The following is a 16,572-nucleotide window of genomic DNA, read 5'->3' on the forward strand; positions in this document are numbered from 1 at the left end:
GAAGTGAATTTCTTCTGTATGGATGCCTTGCCGGATGTCCGGCGGGCCGCGATCATGCCGTTATCCCCCGCAATCCTTACCGGCACGCGCCTTCATGATCGAATTCGGACACCTGACCCACCCCGGCCTGCGCCGTGACCTCAATGAGGATACGTATTACGGCGATGGCGAACTGGCGCTGTGGCTGGTCGCCGATGGCATGGGCGGGCACGCCTGTGGCGAGGTGGCCAGTGCGCTGGCGCGCGAGACCATCGTGCGCGAGATCCGCCGCGGGGCGACGCTGGCGCATGCCATCCGGATCGCCGATGAGGAAATCATCCGCACCTCGCGCCGCCGCAATGACAGCCTGCCGATGGGCACGACGGTGGTGGCCGCGCGGGTCCAGGGCAATCGCTACGAGGTGGCGTGGGTGGGCGACAGCCGCGCGTATCTGTGGCGCGACGGCAAGCTGGCCCAGCTCAGTCAGGATCACAGCGTGGTCCAGGAGCTGGTCGCGCAGGGCAATCTGACCGCCGAACAGGCACGCGCGCACCCGCACCGCAATGTGGTGACCCAGGCGCTGGGCGTGACCGATCCGGCGCACCTGAATGTGGCGACCACCACCGGTGAACTGCGCCCGGGCATGCAGCTGCTGCTGTGCAGTGATGGGCTCACCGAGGAAGTCGAGGACAAGGGCATTGCCCGTACCCTCGCCTTCGACGATGCCAGTGCGCAGGAATGCGTGGATACCCTGGTCGCCGCCGCGCTGGATGGCGGCGGCTCGGACAACATCACCGTGATCCTGGTGCGGTGCCATTGAGGCAGGCATCCCGACCAACGGTCGGGATCTACCGCCGGGGTTGTGCCCTCAGGCGCTGACGGCTTCCACCGCTTCAGGCTCACCATCCCAGATCGCGCGGCCGGCCTTCTTGCGCAGCTTGGCCAGGCGCGCTTCGTGTGCTTCCAGCTCCGAGGCGGTGGCGACCACGCGCGGGCGTGGAAGCAGGCGCGAGGTGTCGAAGGTCTGCACGTGGGCGCTGCCGGATTTGCGGTCGTCGGCCGCGCCGAAGCCGATTTCTTCCTGGCCCGAGGTCAGCGCGATGTACACATCGCCCAGGATCTGGGCATCGAGCAGGCCGCCGTGCAGCTGGCGGTGGGCGTTGTCCACGCCCAGGCGCCGGCACAGCGCGTCCAGGGAGTTGCGCTGGCCGGGGAAGCGCTCGCGCGCCATATTCAGCGTATCGATCACCGTGCAGCGGTCGGTGATCTTGCCGTAGTGGTCGCCAAGCAGCGACAGCTCGTTGTCCAGGAAGCCCAGATCGAACGCCGCGTTGTGGATGATCAGCTCGGCGCCGTCGATGTAGGCCAGGAATTCGTCGACGACCTGGGCGAAGTCCGGCTTGTCGGCCAGGAATTCCAAGGTCAGGCCGGTGACTTCCTGCGCGCCCTGCTCAAACTCGCAGTCCGGCTTGAGGTACTGGTGGTAGTTGTTGCCACTGGGGCGGCGCTCGAGCAGTTCCACACAGCCGATTTCGACGATGCGGTTGCCCTTCCGCCACTCCAGACCGGTGGTTTCGGTATCAAGGATGATCTGACGCATGGGCTCAGTGTACCGGGCCGGCGGCACGGATCCGGATCGCGGCGTCGCGCGCCAGCTGGTCCACGCGCTCATTGTCCGGATCGCCGGAATGCCCCTTGACCCAGCGCCAGTCGATGGTGTGCTTGAGCGTGGCCGCGTGCAGGCGCTCCCACAGCTCGCGGTTCTTGACCGGCGAGCCGCCCGCGGTTTTCCAGTTCTTGCGGATCCAGCCGGGCATCCACTCGGTCAGACCCTGGCGTACGTACTGCGAATCGGTGTACAGGACGATGTTGCATGGCTCGGTGAGCGCTTCCAGCCCCGAGATGGCCGCCATCAGTTCCATGCGGTTGTTGGTGGTATGCGCTTCACCACCGCTCAGCTCACGCTCGTGCGCGTTGTAGCGCAGCAACGCCGCCCAGCCGCCCGGGCCGGGATTGCCGAGGCAGGAACCGTCGGTGTGGATTTCTATCGTCTTCATTCCATTCCAGATCAGGTGGCCACGGTCCCGTGCCAGCGTGGCAGGGCCACGGGCGTCGGTCCCGGCAGGGCCAGAGTGCGTTTTTCAGCGGTGAACAGGCAGGCCGCGCGCAGTGGAGCGAGGTCGCGCCGGGCCGGCGAGCGGTCGCGCCACATCGGGCCGAGGTAGTGCAGGTCTTCGCAGCTCAGACCGGCCTGCGTGAGGGTATGGCGCAGCCGCTGCGGGCTGCGCACCACCAGCCCGTGGTGGCGCCACTGCCGGCGGTACGGGCTGAACGGGTTGAGCGTGGACAACCACAGGCGGCCGCCCGGCATCAGCACCCTCGCGCACTCGTCGATCAGCTGCTCGGCATCGCGCGCGGTGACGTGCTGCAGGATGATCGCGTTGACGCTCTCGTCCGGCAGCGGCAACGGCAGCCCGCAGTGCACGTCCCCGGCGTAGCTCGCTCCGTCGCGGAACAGCCGCAGGCCGCGACCGGGCAGTTCGACACGCTCCAGCCAGCCGGGCGTCGGTGCCACCCACAGCCAGGGGTTCACCGGGCGCTCGGCGAGCAGGCTGCGCAACCGCTCGGATTCCAGACGGCACAAGGCTTGTGCCGGTTCAGTATCAAACCAGGATGCGACTGTCGCTTGACGGGGGCTTGGCGCGGGGGGCATGGTCCAATTCTATGAGACTGACCGCCCTACCCGCGTTTGCGGACAATTACATCTGGGCGCTGGTCGCCGACGACGGCCGCGCCGTGGTCATCGACCCCGGCCAGGCCGACCCCGTTCTGGCTGCCGCAGCGCAGCAGGGATGGGCTCCCCACAGCATTCTGCTGACCCATCACCACGATGATCACATCGGCGGCGTGGCAGAACTGCAGGCGCGTTTTCCGGCGGTGGAGGTTTACGCGCCAGAAGAACCGCGCATCCCGGTGGCTGCCCATCGGGTCGCTGAAGGTGAATGCGTTCAGGCATTGGGGCTGGGGTTCCACGTAGTATCCGTGCCCGGGCACACCCGGAGCCATATCGCGTTTCACACCGCTGAACACCTTTTCAGTGGCGATGCGTTGTTCAGCCTGGGCTGTGGGCGCATGTTCGAAGGTACGCCTCCCCAGCTTCTGGCATCCCTGCGGAAGCTGGCGTCCCTGCCAGCGCAACTGATGGTCTGTTGCGCCCACGAGTACACCCTGTCCAATGCCGTCTTCGCGCGGCATGTAGACCCCACCAACGCTGCGCTGTCGCAGCGCCATGAGGAGGCCTTGGCCATGCGCCGCGATGACCTGCCCACGCTGCCGGTTTCACTGGCAAGCGAGCTGGAATGCAATCCGTTCCTGCGTACGAGTACTCCCGCCATCCAGGCGGCCGTCAGCGCCCATCTCGGGCGTCCCGTTACCGATGAAGTCGATGTTGTCGCAGGGCTGCGACACTGGAAAGACGGATTCCGAACATGAGTCGGCGATTGTTGCCGCTCGCGCTGGGCTTGGCGATGGCCGTGGCCGGCAGCGCGGGCGCCCAGTCGTTGACCGCCGGCATGTCGCAGAACGTGGCCGGCCTGTCCTCCCTCCCCCTGACCGCTGCGGCGCTGCCGCCGGCCTCGGTGCGCAACGGGCAGGACATCTTCGCCAGCTTCCGCGATGGCCTGGCTGAACCTACCTGCGACGCCGAGGCGACCAGCCCGCGCTGGCAGAAGCAGTTCGCGCATGCCCCCTCGCGCCTGGCCAACCAGGATGATGACGCCCTGGTGCTGTTCGGCTATGTGGTGGAAGAGCTGCGCAGATCCGACCTGCCGACCGAATTTGCGCTGATTCCCTTCGTGGAAAGCGGCTACCGGCCCAACGCCCGCAACGGCGGCGGCCCGGCCGGCCTGTGGCAGTTCATCGCCACCACCGCCAAGAACCACCGCGTGCAGATGACCCCGGGCTACGACGGCCGCCTCTCGGCGGTGGATTCCACCCAGGCCGCGGTGCGTTACCTCAAGACCCTGCACGGCATGTTCGGCGGCGACTGGCGCCTGGCCACCATGGCCTACAACGCCGGCGAGTACCGGGTCCTGCAATCGCTGCGCAAGGCCGGCATGAACGCGCAGAACGCGCGTCCGGCGGAGTTGCCCGGCCTGTCGCCGGTCACCTATGCCTATGTCGAGAAGCTGCACGCGCTGGCCTGCGTGCTGGAAGACGCAGAAACCGAGCCAGCGGTGATGGCCTCGCTGGACCGCACCGTGCCCGTGCTGAAGGGGCATACCCTGCCGGCGGGCACCAGCGTCCAGCAGTGGGCCCAGCAGCGCGACCTGGATCCGGCCCGGATCGCCCGGCTCAACCCGGCCCTGGCCAGCGGCAAGGGCCGCCCGGCCGGCCAGGTGACGGTTCTGGCCCCGACCGCGCATGCGCCGGTGGATGCCAGCGCCAGCGTGGCCGCCATTGCGGTGGCTCCCAGCGCACCGGTGGATAGCCCGGCGGCCCGTACGGCGCCTGCGCCGGCCGCCACCCGCACGGTGGCCAGCGCGGATCGTCCGCGCAGCCGCCGCCACACCGTGCGCGATGGCGAATCGCCCTGGACCATCGCCCGCCGTTACGGGATGCCGTTGAAGGCCCTGCTGTCGCTCAATGGCCTCAGTGGCAGCAGTGTGCTCAAGCCGGGAGCGGTGTTGCGCGTCGAAGACTGAGCGGCGCCCAACCCCAACGCAAAAAGCCCGGCATCGCCGGGCTTTTTGTTGTCCAGCAGAAGCCGCCCCGGTTAGAGGTTGGCTTCTTCGGTCTGCACCTTGAAATGCTTGCGCATCGCTTCCACGTAGGCCTTGGCGGCGGCCATGCCGTCGATCTGGCTCAGCTGCTCCTTGAGCTGCTGCTGCTGGGCCGCGTCCACTTCAGCAACGTTGCCCGGGGTGACCTTGGTCACCGCGTAGATCACGTAGCGGCCCTGCACGGCGACCTTGCCGTAGCTCGGCTTGCCTTCGGCGGGCAACGGCGCGCTGAACACGGCGCGGTTGATCTCCGGGGTCGGCACCGGCTGGGTGCGCGGCAGGCCCGGCAGCGGGCTGATCTGCAGCTTCTCGCTGGTCGCCAGCGCCTGCAGGGTCTGACCGGCCTTCAGCTTGGCCAGCACGGCATCCACGGCCTTCTCCGACGCCTGGCGGGTGCGGTCGGCATGGATCGCGGCGATGACCTGCTCACGGGCCTTGTCCAGCGGCAGCGCCTGTTCCGGGCTGTGCTCGGTCACGCGGATCATCACGTTGTGGTTCGGACCCAGCTCGATCGGGTCGCTCACCGTGCCGTCCTGGGTCAGGATGTCGGAGAACGCCGCGCGCAGCACGGCCGGGTTGGCGGCGATGCCACTGGCGGTGGTGCGGGTGAACGGACCGATGGTCTGCACCGGCAGGCTCATGTCCTTGGCCGGGCCTTCCAGCGAGGTCGGGTTCTTGTAGACCAGATCGACCAGGCGGCCGCTCAGCTCGGTGAACACGCGGTCGGTGTCCGCCTTGAGCTGCTCGGCAGCCAGCTGGTCACGCACCTCGTCGAAGGAACGGCCTTCGCCGCCCTTGGTCTCGCGCAGCTTGAGCACGTGGAAACCGAAGTCGGTCTTGACCGGACCGGTCACCTCGCCCGCCTTCATGGCGAACAGGGCATCTTCGAACGGCTTCACCATCGCGCCGCGTTCCACCCAGCCCAGGTCACCACCGGTGTCCTTGGAACCGGGATCTTCGGAGTTGGCCTTGGCCAGTGCGGCGAAGTCGGCACCCGGTGCCTTGGCTTCGGCGGCCAGGCGGGTTGCCTTCTCTTCAGCCGCCTTGAGCTTGGCCGGATCGCTGCCATCGGCGGTGATCAGGATGTGCGAGGCCAGACGCTGTTCCGGCGTGGCAAAGCGCGCCTTCTCATCGTCATAGCGCTTGCGCAGCGTGGCTTCGTCGGCGGCCGCCGGCGCAGGTAGGTTCGCGCCGTTGATTTCGACGTATTCCAGCGACACGGTTTCCGGCTGGCGGAAATCCTTGGTGTGGCTGTCATACCACTGCTTGATCTGTGCGTCGGTCACTTCGGCGGTGTCGGCCGGGGTTTCCGGCAGCGCGGCCAGTTCGACGTCACGCGTTTCACCGAGCAGCTTCATAAGGCGCTCGGCTTCGCTCTGGGTGGTGAACCCGGAACGCTGCAGGGCCGACGGAATGATCGACTGCTGGATGCTCTCGCGCACCAGCGCTTCGAACTGCGTCGGCGTGCGCGGCGGATTGCCGCTGGCCAGCGCGATGCGGTAGTTGTCCTGGTTGAACTTGCCGTCGGCACCGAGGAAGGCCGGGATCGAGGCGATGTACTCGCGCACGGCGGCATCGCCGATCACGATGCCGGACTGTTCGCCGGCCAGGCGCACGACCTGCTCATCGATCATCTGATCGAGCACGGCCAGCTTGCTCTCCGTGCTTTCGAACTGGCGCGGATCGAAGTCCTCGCCCTGCTCCTGGCGTGCCTGCTGGCGCGCCTGCTCGAAGCGCACGCGGAAATCGTTGGAGCTGATCTCATGGTGCTGCCACAGGAACGAGACCGGCCACCACGACGGGGCGGACTTCCACCAGGTCGGCGGTGCGGCGACTTTGGCCACGTTCTGCGAGCCGACGCCACCGAGGTAGCTGGAGTCGATCACGAACAGGAACGGAATCATCAGCAGCCCCAGGATCACGGTAACGATCCAGCCCGAGGTCTTGTCGCGAAGTTTCTGCAGCATGGGAAAAATCAAGGCCTGATTGGCGAGCCCGGCAGTGTAACCCGCTTCGCGGCAGGCTCCAAAAGTGCCCGCGCCGGCCCCTGCGCGCGATCTGCCCGGTGCCGCACCCGCGGATCGCGGCGGGCAAACGGTGTGCGCCGCGCTGCCGATCAATCTGCTGGATTGGAAACAAAAAAAAAGCCCTTGGCTTTCACCAAGGGCTCTTCAAAGATTGGCGGAGCGGACGGGACTTGAACCCGCGACCTCCGGCGTGACAGGCCAGCATTCTAACCAGCTGAACTACCGCTCCGCACTTGAAACTTTGCAGGCGCTCATTCTATCCGAAGATATTCAGATTGCCCACCCCGAAATGCTGCTTTTTTCGAGGTTTTTTTAAAACTGGCGGAGCGGACGGGACTTGAACCCGCGACCTCCGGCGTGACAGGCCAGCATTCTAACCAGCTGAACTACCGCTCCATGTTTTAATTCTTTCAGCCGACCAACGGTCGGCTCTACCGCCTTCACCGCGACATGCGTCGGCGGAGAAAACAAGGCCCCCGATTGCTCAGGGGCCTTCTTGAAACTGGCGGAGCGGACGGGACTTGAACCCGCGACCTCCGGCGTGACAGGCCAGCATTCTAACCAGCTGAACTACCGCTCCACATTTCAAAACTTTTACTGGCAGTGCCTGGTGGGTGCTGAGGGTTTCGAACCCCCGACCCTCTCCGTGTAAAGGAGACGCTCTACCGCTGAGCTAAGCACCCCAGCAAGCCGCTTAGTTTACGGCATCCTTCAGGGCTTTGCCAGCCTTGAACGACGGATTCTTCGACGCAGCGATCTTGATGGTGTCGCCGGTCTTCGGGTTGCGGCCGGTACGGGCAGCGCGGTCGCGGACCTGGAACGTGCCGAAGCCCACCAGCGTCACCGCGTCACCGCCCTTCAGGGCCTTGGTGACGGAAGCGATGACGGCATCAACGGCGCGGCTGGACTCGGCCTTGGTCAGGTCGGCGGCTTCAGCAACGGCGTCGATCAATTCGGTCTTGTTCATTCTCTACAGCTCCTTTGGCGGGGATTCCGCGGATTCAACATTGAGACACCCGACGACGATACGCCGTCGGATGCCAGTGAAGTTCTCTGTTCGCCGAATTCAGATTTACGCTGACTCGCGAGTGGTGCTTTTATACCAGTGCCCCCCTACCCGCGCAAGCTGAAAAGCCAATAACGACGCGGGTTTCGGGCATTTCCACAGGACGCGTCAGTGCTTGACGCGCGTTGTGGAAGCTGTCTTGGACTTGCCGCGTACCGTGACACGTTGCCCATCTTTCTTGGGCTTCGGTGCGGTCAGCGGGGCCTCCAGGGCCAGGTCGAGCACTTCCTCGATCCACTTCACCGGCACGATCTTCAGATCGCGGGTGACATTGGCGGGGATATCGGCCAGATCCTTGCGGTTCTCCTCGGGAATGATGACCGTGGTGATGCCGCCGCGCAGCGCCGCCAACAGCTTCTCCTTGAGGCCGCCGATGGCGGTGACGCGGCCACGCAGGGTGATCTCGCCGGTCATCGCCACTTCGGCCCGGATCGGCACCTTGGTCAGCGTGGACACCAGCGAGGTGACCATGGCGATACCCGCACTCGGGCCATCCTTGGGGGTGGCGCCATCGGGCACGTGGACGTGCACGTCGTGCTTCTGCAGGAACTCGTTGTCGATGCCCAGCCGCTCGGCACGCGAGCGCACCACCGACAGGGCCGCCGAGGCGGATTCCTTCATCACGTTGCCCAGCTGGCCGGTGAGGATCAGCTGGCCCTTGCCCGGCACCAGGGTGGATTCGATCTGCAGCAGATCGCCGCCCACTTCGGTCCAGGCCAGGCCGGTGACCAGGCCCACTTCGTTCTGCTCTTCGGCACGCCCGAAATCGACGCGGCGAACCCCCAGGTACTTGTCCAGGTTCTTGCCGTTGACCACCACCAGCGCCTTCTTCTTCGCGCTGGCCTTCTTGCCGGCCTTGGCCGGCTTGGCCGCCTTGGCGGGCGCTACCGGACCGGCAAGCGCGATTTCCTTGACCACCTTGCGGCAGATCTTGGCCACTTCGCGCTCGAGGTTGCGCACGCCGGATTCGCGCGTGTAGTAACGCACGATGTCCTGGATCGCATCGGCCTCGATCTCCAGCTCTTCCGGCTTCAGGCCGTTGGCCTTGATCTGCTTGGGCACCAGGTAGCGCATGGCGATGTTGAGCTTCTCATCCTCGGTGTAGCCGGGGATGCGGATCACTTCCATGCGGTCCAGCAGCGGGCCGGGGATGTTGAGCGAGTTGGACGTCGCCACGAACATCACTTCGGACAGGTCCAGGTCCACTTCCAGGTAGTGATCGTTGAAGGCGTTGTTCTGCTCCGGGTCGAGCACTTCCAGCAGCGCCGAGGACGGATCGCCACGGAAGTCCATCGACATCTTGTCGATCTCATCGAGCACGAACAGCGCGTTCTTGCTGCCCACCTTGTTGAGGTTCTGCACGATGCGGCCCGGCATCGAGCCGACGTAGGTGCGGCGATGGCCACGGATCTCGGCCTCGTCGCGCACGCCACCCAGGCTCATGCGCACGAACTTGCGGTTGGTCGCCTTGGCGATGGACTGGCCCAGCGAGGTCTTGCCCACGCCGGGCGGGCCGACCAGGCACAGGATCGGGCCCTTCATCTGCTTCACGCGCGACTGCACCGCCAGGTATTCCAGAATGCGGTCCTTGACCTTGTCCAGACCGAAGTGATCGGCGTCCAGCGTGTCCTGCGCGGCCTTGAGATCCTTGCGGACCTTGGTGCGCTTCTTCCACGGCACGCCCAGCAGCCACTCCAGGTAATTGCGCACGACCGCCGCTTCGGCGGACATCGGCGACATCTGCTTGAGCTTGTTGAGCTCGGCCTTGGCCTTGCTCTCCACCGGCTTGGGCATGCCCGCCTCGGCGATCTTGCGCGCCAGCTCGTCCATCTCGCCGGGCGCGTCATCCAGGTCACCCAGTTCTTTCTGGATGGCCTTCATCTGCTCGTTGAGGTAGTACTCGCGCTGGCTCTTTTCCATCTGCGACTTCACGCGGCCGCGGATGCGCTTTTCCATCTGCTGCACGTCGATCTCGCCATCGACCAGGCCGACCAGCATTTCCAGGCGGTCGCCGATCTGCAGCGTTTCCAGCAGGCGCTGCTTGTCGGCCAGGCGCACGCTGATATGCGCGGCGATGGTATCGGCCAGGCGCGCGGGCTCATCGATGCCGGCCAGGGTCTGCAGCAGCTCCGGCGGCAGCTTGCGATTGGTTTTGACGTACTGTTCGAACAGCGACATCAGCGAGCGGGCGATCGCCTCGATCTCGCGCGGCTCACGCGATTCGTCCGATTCGATTTCCATGCCCACGCCGTGCAGCGAGCCATCACGCTCGGTCACGTCGGTGACGTTGACGCGCGACAGGCCTTCGACCAGCACCTTGATGGTGCCGTCGGGCAGCTTCAGCAGCTGCAGGACCTGGGCGAGCGTGCCGACCTGGTACAGATCGGCGGCGGACGGATCATCCGTCTCGGCGGACTTCTGCGCGAGCAGCAGGATGCGCTTGTCCGCTTCCATCGCCTGCTCCAGCGCATGCATGGACTTGTCACGGCCGACGAACAGCGGAATGACCATGTGCGGGAACACCACCACGTCACGCAGCGGCAGTACCGGCAGGTCGAGAGTCTCAGTTGGGGAACGGGCCATGTGGGCTCCAGTGGAACAGTGGGGATGGCCTCCGGGCGCCTCGCCCGGATACAAAAAAAGCCGATGGCCTCGTTATGGGGCCATCAGCTTCTAGATGCAAGCTGTTCTGAAAAATTTCTTTCAATTCAATTACTTGAACTGATTATTCAGCGCCAGCCGCCTTCTGTTCAGGCGCCGGTGGCGTCTGGTAGATCAGGTACGGTTCGGACTTGTGTTCGATCACCGATTCGTCCACCACCACCTTGCTGACATTCTCTGCCGAGGGCAGGTCATACATGGTGTCCAGCAGGACCGATTCGACGATCGTACGCAGGCCACGGGCACCGGTCTTGCGCTTGAGCGCCTTGCGGGCAATGGCGGCCAGCGCGTCCGGACGGAACTCCAGCTCGACGTGCTCCATCTCGAACAGCTTCTTGAACTGCTTGGTGATGGCGTTCTTCGGCTCGGTGAGGATGCGCACCAGGGCGGCCTCGTCCAGCTCTTCCAGGGTCGCCACGACCGGCAGGCGGCCGACGAACTCCGGAATCAGGCCGAACTTGATCAGATCTTCCGGCTCGACTTCGGCCAGGATCTTACCCACTTCCTGCTTGCGCTCGGAACTCTTCACCTTGGCACCGAACCCGATGCCGCCCGAATCGTTGGAACGCTGCTGGATCACCTTGTCCAGGCCGGCAAACGCACCGCCACAGATGAACAGGATGTTCTTGGTGTCCACCTGCAGGAATTCCTGCTGCGGATGCTTGCGACCGCCCTGCGGCGGCACGCTGGCCACGGTGCCTTCGATCAGCTTCAGCAGGGCCTGCTGGACGCCTTCGCCGGACACATCGCGGGTGATCGACGGGTTCTCGCTCTTGCGCGAGATCTTGTCGATTTCATCGATGTAGACGATGCCCTGCTGTGCCTTCTCGACGTCGTAGTCGCACTTCTGCAGCAGCTTCTGGATGATGTTCTCCACGTCCTCGCCCACGTAACCGGCTTCGGTCAGCGTGGTGGCGTCGGCCATGGTGAACGGCACGTTGAGCAGGCGGGCCAGGGTTTCGGCCAGCAGCGTCTTGCCCGAACCGGTCGGACCGACCAGCAGGATGTTCGACTTCGCCAGTTCGACCTCGTCGTTCTTCTGGCGGCTCTCGATGCGCTTGTAGTGGTTGTATACGGCCACGGCCAGGGTCCGCTTGGCGCGGTTCTGCCCGATCACGTACTGGTCCAGGACCTCGAGGATCTCGCGCGGCTTGGGCAGCGAACTGCGGGCCGACTGCGCCTTCTCCTCCAGCTCCTCACGGATGATGTCGTTGCACAGCTCGACGCATTCATCGCAGATGAACACGCTCGGACCCGCAATCAGCTTGCGCACCTCATGCTGGCTCTTTCCGCAGAAAGAGCAGTAGAGGATCTTGCCGGTGTCCGTGGAACGACCTTGGCGGTCTTCGCTCATGCTTCGCTTACCCAGTTACCCCACCCGACTGAACGGGGGTTCGATTCGAGAATAGCACAGGGTCAGGAGGACGCCAGTCCCGCCTGACCCGGTGGAAACAGGCCGGTTTCCCGGCCTGGTACAACGTTATGCCGGCTGGATCGACTCTTCCGGACGACGCTCCAGGACCTGGTCGACCAGGCCGTAGGCCACCGCATCGGCCGCGCTCTTGAAGTTGTCACGCTCGGTATCCCGGGCGATGGTCTCCAGCGACTGGCCGGTGTGCTTGGCCAGCACTTCGTTCAGGCGCGAACGCAGGGTCAGGATTTCACGGGCATGGATGTCGATGTCCGTGGCCTGGCCCTGGAAGCCGCCCAGCGGCTGGTGGATCATCACGCGCGAATTCGGCAGCGCGTAACGCTTGCCGGCCGCGCCGGACGCCAGCAGCAGGGCGCCCATGGAGGCCGCCTGGCCGACGCAGATGGTGCTCACGTCCGGCTTGATGTACTGCATGGTGTCGTAGATCGCCATGCCGGCGGTGACTACGCCACCGGGCGAGTTGATGTAGATGCTGATGTCCTTTTCCGGGTTGTCCGCTTCCAGGAACAGCAGCTGCGCCACCACCACGTTGGCCATGTGATCGTCGATCGGGCCCACGAGGAAGATCAGGCGCTCCTTCAACAGTCGCGAATAGATGTCATAGGCGCGCTCGCCGCGGCTGGTCTGTTCGACCACCATCGGAACCATGTTCAGGGCTGTGGTTCGGTTGTCCATTAGTGAGGCACCTATTTTGGGGGGAACGACCCCGCGCCAGGGCGCGGGGCGTAAAACACGACCGCTTACTGGCGGATCGCGTCCTGGAACGACAGCTTCTCTTCGGTGTGCTGGGCGCGCTCGGCGATCCAGTCGATCACCTGCTCTTCCATCACACGATTCTGCAGCCCACTCATCAGCTGGGGGTCGTTGCGGTACATCTCAATGACCTGCTCCGGCTCTTCGTAGGTCGAGGCGATCAGGCGCATGGTTTCATTCAGGCGCTTGGGATCCAGGCGCAGGTCGTTCTTGCGGGCCACTTCACCGACCAGCAGGCCGACCAGCACGCGCTTGGCGGCGGCGTCCTTGAAGCCTTCGTGGGCGTCGGCCGGGACGTCACCCGGGTTGCGGCCACTGCGGCGGATCTGCTCGAGCTGCTGGTCCAGCATGGCGCGGGCTTCGTTCTCGACCAGGCGCGGCGGCATTTCCACCGAGGCGTAGGCGGCGATCAGCTGCTCACCGACTTCGCGGCGCAGGCGGTTCATCAGGGCACCCTTGAGCTCGCGCTCCAGGTTGGCGCGGATGTCCTTGCGGAACTGCTCCACGTCGCCGCCCTTCACACCGAAGCTCTTGATGAACTCGGCATCCACCTCCGGCAGCACCGGCGCGGACACGTCCACCGCCTTGACGGTGACCTTGACCTGCTTGCCGGCCAGTGCCGGGACGCGCCAATCGGCCGGGAACTCGACGTCCAGGGTCTTTTCTTCACCGGCGGTCAGACCGACCAGGCCCTGTTCGATCTGCTCGAACATCATGCCCTGGCCCACGATCACGCTGCCCTTTTCGGTGCCTTCGGCCGGCAGGCGCTCATCGCCGGCCTGCGACCAGGTTTCCAGCGCGACCAGATCGCCGTCCTGGGCGCCACGGGTGACCGGGCTCCAGCTGCGGCGCTGTTCGCGCAGGTTGGTGATCATCTGGTCGATGTCGGCGTCGTTGATTTCAGCGGTGTGGCGCACCACGGTCAGCTTGCTGACATCCACGTCGCCGAAGTCCGGCACCAGCTCGACGGTGGCCACGAAGGACAGCTCGCCCTCGCCCTTGTCGATGCGCGGGGTGCCGGCGATGCGCAGCTCATGCTCGCGCAGGGCGGCATCGAAGGTCTCACGCAGCAGGCCATCGACGGCTTCGCTGCGGACCTGCTGGCCGAAACGCTGCTCGATCACCTTGGCCGGCACCTTGCCCGGGCGGAAGCCCTTGATGCGCGTGGTGCGGGCGATTTCGCCCAGACGGCCGCTGATGTGCGTCTGCAGGCGGTCTTCCGGCAGCGAGAAGGTCAGGCGGCGTTCCAGATTGCCAGTGGATTCGATCGAAGCTTGCATGTTGACTCCTGCCACCGGCGGCATGGGCCCCGGCACGATGTGATGGATGAAACGGGTTTTGGACGCGGGGTCGTGGACGCGCATGCCCGCCGCAGCCCTGTAGTTTCGCCGATAAACGCCAGCGCCGCCAGCGCGGGCCGAGAACGTCCGGGGGCCGCCAAGGGCCCAGCATGTGGCCGTCTCCCCGTTCCGGGACGTGCCCATGGTCATGGTGCCGGCGAAAACGCCCTGCACTGGTGCGAAAGGGGGGACTCGAACCCCCACGCCTTGCGGCACTGGAACCTAAATCCAGGGCGTCTACCAATTCCGCCACTTTCGCGAGCCTGAAAGCCCAGGCGCACATTGTTGCAGGCGGGGCCGGAAAGCGGAAGGTCGTCATGTCGCTTAACGGGGTGAAGCGCGTGCCCCACCCCGCGGATCAGCAGCTATCGCGCCGGCAGCGCCACGCCGGGAAGCAGTGGCGCTTTCGCCAACGCCTGGCGTTCCTCGCCTTGGGGCGCATCCTGCATGGAGACACGGGCCAGTGGCTTGGCCGGCTGGAAACCGCCAGGAGGAAGAGTGTGGCGGATCACGGTCGTGGCATAACCGGCCAGGACCGGCTCGAGCGATGCGTGGGCGGGCGTTTCGGCAGCCGTGGCGGCCGTGGCCGCGCAGGCGGTCAACGCCACGGCGGCAAGGATCCGGAGAATCATGATGGGCGTACCTCGATGGGCGCCTAAGCGCGGTCCGTCGAGTGGAACCTGATTGCCGGTTGCGATCCGTGCGCTGTCGCGCAGCTTGGAAACGCTGCGTGTCGCGTTCGACCCCGGTTTCAGGAGGCTTTCAGATACGCACGCCCGGAAAAGAAAAAAGCCGCCTGGCGACCAGGCGGCTTCTGTCTTGGTGGGCTGTCAAGGATTCGAACCTTGGACCTATTGATTAAGAGTCAACTGCTCTACCAACTGAGCTAACAGCCCGAAAATCGGGAGGCGAATTATGCAGGGTTTCCTGCGCGCGACGCAAGCGTTTTATTTGAATGGATGGCCAATGGCGGCAGTGGACCGCCAATGCGCCACCGGTTCAACGTAGGGTAGCAAACAAGAAAAAAGCCACCGGGCGGACCCGATGGCTTCTGTCTTGGTGGGCTGTCAAGGATTCGAACCTTGGACCTATTGATTAAGAGTCAACTGCTCTACCAACTGAGCTAACAGCCCTGAAAAACTCAGGCGCACATTGTAGCGTGTGTGCTGCCTTTTGCAACCCTGGTTCACTTTCGATGAACCAGTTTGAATCAGTGGGGTGGCTGAGGGGACTCGAACCCCCGACCACCGGAATCACAATCCGGAACTCTAACCAACTGAGCTACAGCCACCACTGAAAACTTTGCTTCCTACCGCTTGCACCGAATGGCGCGCCCGACAGGAATCGAACCTGTAACCGCCGGCTTAGAAGGCCGGTGCTCTATCCAGTTGAGCTACGGGCGCTCGATCCGGATTGTCGCATTCCAATCCCGGTTTGAGCAGCGGGCTTGGTCGGGGTAGAGGGATTCGAACCCCCGACATCCTGCTCCCAAAGCAGGCGCGCTACCAGACTGCGCTATACCCCGGCGGTTTGTTTCCCTCCGGGGTTCCCCCCGAAAGAGCCGCCTATTGTGGGAATCGGCGTGGCATCTGTCAACGGTTTTCACACATCAATTCACCTGTCGCCATTGGCGAGGGTCGCTTCGGCTATGCTCGGGTCAGTGGCCGGATGGCCAGCCCCCTACCCCATCAAGGAGATTGGCAATGCGCAGCGGCAATCCCGCACTTTCCGAGTCGACCTTCCTCGACCTGGCCAGCGGCTCGGTCGTGGCCCGCCCCGACCAGGCGATGACCATCAACGGCACCGTCAACAAGACCGGCATCCTGTTGCTGCTCACCGTGCTGACGGCCGCGTTCGCGTGGAGCCAGTCGGTCGATGCCTATGGGCAGGTGTCCTCCAGCGCGATGATGTACACCATCGGCGGCGCGGTGGGCGGGCTGATCCTGGCACTCGTCACCGTGTTCAAGAAGGAATGGTCGCCCGTCACTGCGCCGATGTATGCCCTGGTGGAAGGCTTCTTCCTCGGTGCGATCTCGGCCGTGTTCAACATGAAGTTCCCAGGCATCGTGTTCCAGGCGGTGCTGCTGACCTTCGGCACCCTGTTCGCGCTGCTGATGCTGTACCGCAGTGGCGTGATCAAGGTCACCGAGAAGTTCAAGATGGGCGTGTTCGCCGCCACCGGTGGCATCGCGCTGGTGTACCTGGCCTCCTTCGTGCTGAGCTTCTTCAACATCAACGTGCCGGTGATCCACGATGCCAGCCTGCTGGGCATCGCCTTCAGCCTGTTCGTGGTGGCCGTGGCCGCGCTGAACCTGGTGCTGGATTTCGACTTCATCGAAACCGGTGCCGCCGCACACGCCCCGAAGTACATGGAGTGGTACGGCGCGTTCGGCCTGATGGTCACGCTGGTGTGGTTGTACGTGGAATTCCTGCGCCTGCTCTCCAAGATCCAGCAGCGCTAGATCCAGCAGCGCTGAGCCACTGGCCAGGCAAGCATCAGGGGCGCCTTCGGGCGCCCTTTTTCATGCGCCCG

General features: G+C 64.8%; 14 protein-coding genes and 10 tRNA genes. 4 read left to right on the forward strand and 20 right to left on the reverse strand.

Annotated features, from left to right (window positions below):
* The first annotated feature begins 94 nt into the window (after positions 1 to 94).
* Entirely contained in the window at positions 95 to 799 is a 705-nt protein-coding gene (locus tag PV764_RS09215; RefSeq protein WP_019185793.1) for a PP2C family protein-serine/threonine phosphatase, read from the forward strand.
* 48 nt (positions 800 to 847) lie between these two features.
* Here PV764_RS09215 and dnaQ read toward each other — a convergent pair whose 3' ends face one another.
* From dnaQ to PV764_RS09230, 3 genes are read right to left on the reverse strand one after another with little or no spacing between them, the layout of a single operon-like run.
* Entirely contained in the window at positions 848 to 1,579 is a 732-nt protein-coding gene (dnaQ, locus tag PV764_RS09220; protein ID WP_421116514.1) for a DNA polymerase III subunit epsilon, read from the reverse strand.
* A 4-nt stretch (positions 1,580 to 1,583) separates the two neighbouring features.
* A complete protein-coding gene (gene rnhA, locus PV764_RS09225) occupies positions 1,584 to 2,036 on the reverse strand; it encodes a ribonuclease HI (RefSeq protein ID WP_019185795.1) in 453 nt (150 codons plus the stop codon).
* A gap of 11 nt (positions 2,037 to 2,047) precedes the next feature.
* Complete coding sequence (locus tag PV764_RS09230; protein ID WP_046272374.1) at positions 2,048 to 2,692, reverse strand: methyltransferase domain-containing protein; 645 nt, start codon at positions 2,690 to 2,692, stop codon at positions 2,048 to 2,050.
* 11 nt (positions 2,693 to 2,703) lie between these two features.
* On the opposite strand from PV764_RS09230, the gene gloB reads away from it, so the two are divergent.
* Together gloB and PV764_RS09240 are read left to right on the forward strand one after the other, a co-directional pair.
* Entirely contained in the window at positions 2,704 to 3,471 is a 768-nt protein-coding gene (gene gloB, locus PV764_RS09235) for a hydroxyacylglutathione hydrolase (protein ID WP_421116515.1), read from the forward strand.
* Positions 3,468 to 4,682 carry a transglycosylase SLT domain-containing protein gene (locus PV764_RS09240; RefSeq protein ID WP_421116516.1) on the forward strand — a complete coding sequence of 405 codons (1,215 nt, stop codon included), beginning with the start codon at positions 3,468 to 3,470 and terminating at the stop codon, positions 4,680 to 4,682. Before gloB ends, PV764_RS09240 begins: the two co-directional genes overlap by 4 nt.
* Before the next feature lie 71 nt (positions 4,683 to 4,753).
* On the opposite strand, the gene PV764_RS09245 is transcribed toward PV764_RS09240, so the two are convergent.
* From PV764_RS09245 to PV764_RS09325, 17 genes are all read right to left on the reverse strand, one after another.
* Positions 4,754 to 6,727 (reverse strand): peptidyl-prolyl cis-trans isomerase, encoded by a 1,974-nt coding sequence (locus PV764_RS09245; protein ID WP_070426717.1) that lies wholly within the window; start codon positions 6,725 to 6,727, stop codon positions 4,754 to 4,756.
* Between the two features lie 212 nt (positions 6,728 to 6,939).
* Positions 6,940 to 7,016, reverse strand: a tRNA-Asp gene (locus PV764_RS09250).
* Positions 7,017 to 7,106: 90 nt separating this feature from the next.
* A tRNA-Asp gene (locus PV764_RS09255) sits at positions 7,107 to 7,183 on the reverse strand.
* 107 nt (positions 7,184 to 7,290) lie between these two features.
* A tRNA-Asp gene (locus PV764_RS09260) sits at positions 7,291 to 7,367 on the reverse strand.
* A gap of 28 nt (positions 7,368 to 7,395) precedes the next feature.
* Positions 7,396 to 7,470: transfer RNA gene (locus tag PV764_RS09265), tRNA-Val, on the reverse strand.
* A gap of 11 nt (positions 7,471 to 7,481) precedes the next feature.
* Positions 7,482 to 7,754 carry an HU family DNA-binding protein gene (locus PV764_RS09270; RefSeq protein WP_019185801.1) on the reverse strand — a complete coding sequence of 91 codons (273 nt, stop codon included), beginning with the start codon at positions 7,752 to 7,754 and terminating at the stop codon, positions 7,482 to 7,484.
* A 207-nt stretch (positions 7,755 to 7,961) separates the two neighbouring features.
* Positions 7,962 to 10,436, reverse strand: coding sequence for an endopeptidase La (gene lon / locus PV764_RS09275; RefSeq protein ID WP_421116517.1), 2,475 nt, complete (start codon positions 10,434 to 10,436; stop codon positions 7,962 to 7,964).
* Positions 10,437 to 10,578: 142 nt separating this feature from the next.
* Positions 10,579 to 11,868 (reverse strand): ATP-dependent Clp protease ATP-binding subunit ClpX, encoded by a 1,290-nt coding sequence (gene clpX, locus PV764_RS09280; protein ID WP_019185803.1) that lies wholly within the window; start codon positions 11,866 to 11,868, stop codon positions 10,579 to 10,581.
* A 126-nt stretch (positions 11,869 to 11,994) separates the two neighbouring features.
* Positions 11,995 to 12,621 (reverse strand): ATP-dependent Clp endopeptidase proteolytic subunit ClpP, encoded by a 627-nt coding sequence (gene clpP / locus PV764_RS09285; RefSeq protein ID WP_019185804.1) that lies wholly within the window; start codon positions 12,619 to 12,621, stop codon positions 11,995 to 11,997.
* A gap of 65 nt (positions 12,622 to 12,686) precedes the next feature.
* Positions 12,687 to 13,979: a trigger factor gene (gene tig, locus PV764_RS09290; protein WP_019185805.1), complete on the reverse strand. Its 1,293-nt coding sequence runs from the start codon at positions 13,977 to 13,979 to the stop codon at positions 12,687 to 12,689.
* Positions 13,980 to 14,213: 234 nt separating this feature from the next.
* Positions 14,214 to 14,298, reverse strand: a tRNA-Leu gene (locus tag PV764_RS09295).
* A 106-nt stretch (positions 14,299 to 14,404) separates the two neighbouring features.
* On the reverse strand, positions 14,405 to 14,671 hold the full coding sequence (locus PV764_RS09300; protein WP_421116518.1) for a hypothetical protein: 267 nt from the start codon (positions 14,669 to 14,671) through the stop codon (positions 14,405 to 14,407).
* A 188-nt stretch (positions 14,672 to 14,859) separates the two neighbouring features.
* Positions 14,860 to 14,935, reverse strand: a tRNA-Lys gene (locus PV764_RS09305).
* Positions 14,936 to 15,096: 161 nt separating this feature from the next.
* Positions 15,097 to 15,172 (reverse strand) — tRNA-Lys (locus PV764_RS09310).
* A gap of 81 nt (positions 15,173 to 15,253) precedes the next feature.
* A tRNA-His gene (locus PV764_RS09315) sits at positions 15,254 to 15,330 on the reverse strand.
* A gap of 35 nt (positions 15,331 to 15,365) precedes the next feature.
* Positions 15,366 to 15,442: transfer RNA gene (locus PV764_RS09320), tRNA-Arg, on the reverse strand.
* 45 nt (positions 15,443 to 15,487) lie between these two features.
* A tRNA-Pro gene (locus PV764_RS09325) sits at positions 15,488 to 15,564 on the reverse strand.
* Positions 15,565 to 15,742: 178 nt separating this feature from the next.
* Between PV764_RS09325 and PV764_RS09330 the strand changes: the two genes are divergently transcribed.
* Positions 15,743 to 16,501: a Bax inhibitor-1/YccA family protein gene (locus tag PV764_RS09330; protein ID WP_070426714.1), complete on the forward strand. Its 759-nt coding sequence runs from the start codon at positions 15,743 to 15,745 to the stop codon at positions 16,499 to 16,501.
* Positions 16,502 to 16,572: the final 71 nt, after the last annotated feature.

The organism is Stenotrophomonas sp. AS1 (genome assembly GCF_048957655.1).
GTDB lineage: Bacteria > Pseudomonadota > Gammaproteobacteria > Xanthomonadales > Xanthomonadaceae > Stenotrophomonas > Stenotrophomonas bentonitica_A.

Coding starts and splice junctions, on each gene's coding strand:
- PV764_RS09215 (WP_019185793.1), top strand. CDS start 95: ATGATCGAATTCGGACACCTGACCCACCCCGGCCTGCGCCGTGACCTC.
- dnaQ (WP_421116514.1), bottom strand. CDS start 1,579: ATGCGTCAGATCATCCTTGATACCGAAACCACCGGTCTGGAGTGGCGG.
- rnhA (WP_019185795.1), bottom strand. CDS start 2,036: ATGAAGACGATAGAAATCCACACCGACGGTTCCTGCCTCGGCAATCCC.
- PV764_RS09230 (WP_046272374.1), bottom strand. CDS start 2,692: ATGCCCCCCGCGCCAAGCCCCCGTCAAGCGACAGTCGCATCCTGGTTT.
- gloB (WP_421116515.1), top strand. CDS start 2,704: ATGAGACTGACCGCCCTACCCGCGTTTGCGGACAATTACATCTGGGCG.
- PV764_RS09240 (WP_421116516.1), top strand. CDS start 3,468: ATGAGTCGGCGATTGTTGCCGCTCGCGCTGGGCTTGGCGATGGCCGTG.
- PV764_RS09245 (WP_070426717.1), bottom strand. CDS start 6,727: ATGCTGCAGAAACTTCGCGACAAGACCTCGGGCTGGATCGTTACCGTG.
- PV764_RS09270 (WP_019185801.1), bottom strand. CDS start 7,754: ATGAACAAGACCGAATTGATCGACGCCGTTGCTGAAGCCGCCGACCTG.
- lon (WP_421116517.1), bottom strand. CDS start 10,436: ATGGCCCGTTCCCCAACTGAGACTCTCGACCTGCCGGTACTGCCGCTG.
- clpX (WP_019185803.1), bottom strand. CDS start 11,868: ATGAGCGAAGACCGCCAAGGTCGTTCCACGGACACCGGCAAGATCCTC.
- clpP (WP_019185804.1), bottom strand. CDS start 12,621: ATGGACAACCGAACCACAGCCCTGAACATGGTTCCGATGGTGGTCGAA.
- tig (WP_019185805.1), bottom strand. CDS start 13,979: ATGCAAGCTTCGATCGAATCCACTGGCAATCTGGAACGCCGCCTGACC.
- PV764_RS09300 (WP_421116518.1), bottom strand. CDS start 14,671: ATGATTCTCCGGATCCTTGCCGCCGTGGCGTTGACCGCCTGCGCGGCC.
- PV764_RS09330 (WP_070426714.1), top strand. CDS start 15,743: ATGCGCAGCGGCAATCCCGCACTTTCCGAGTCGACCTTCCTCGACCTG.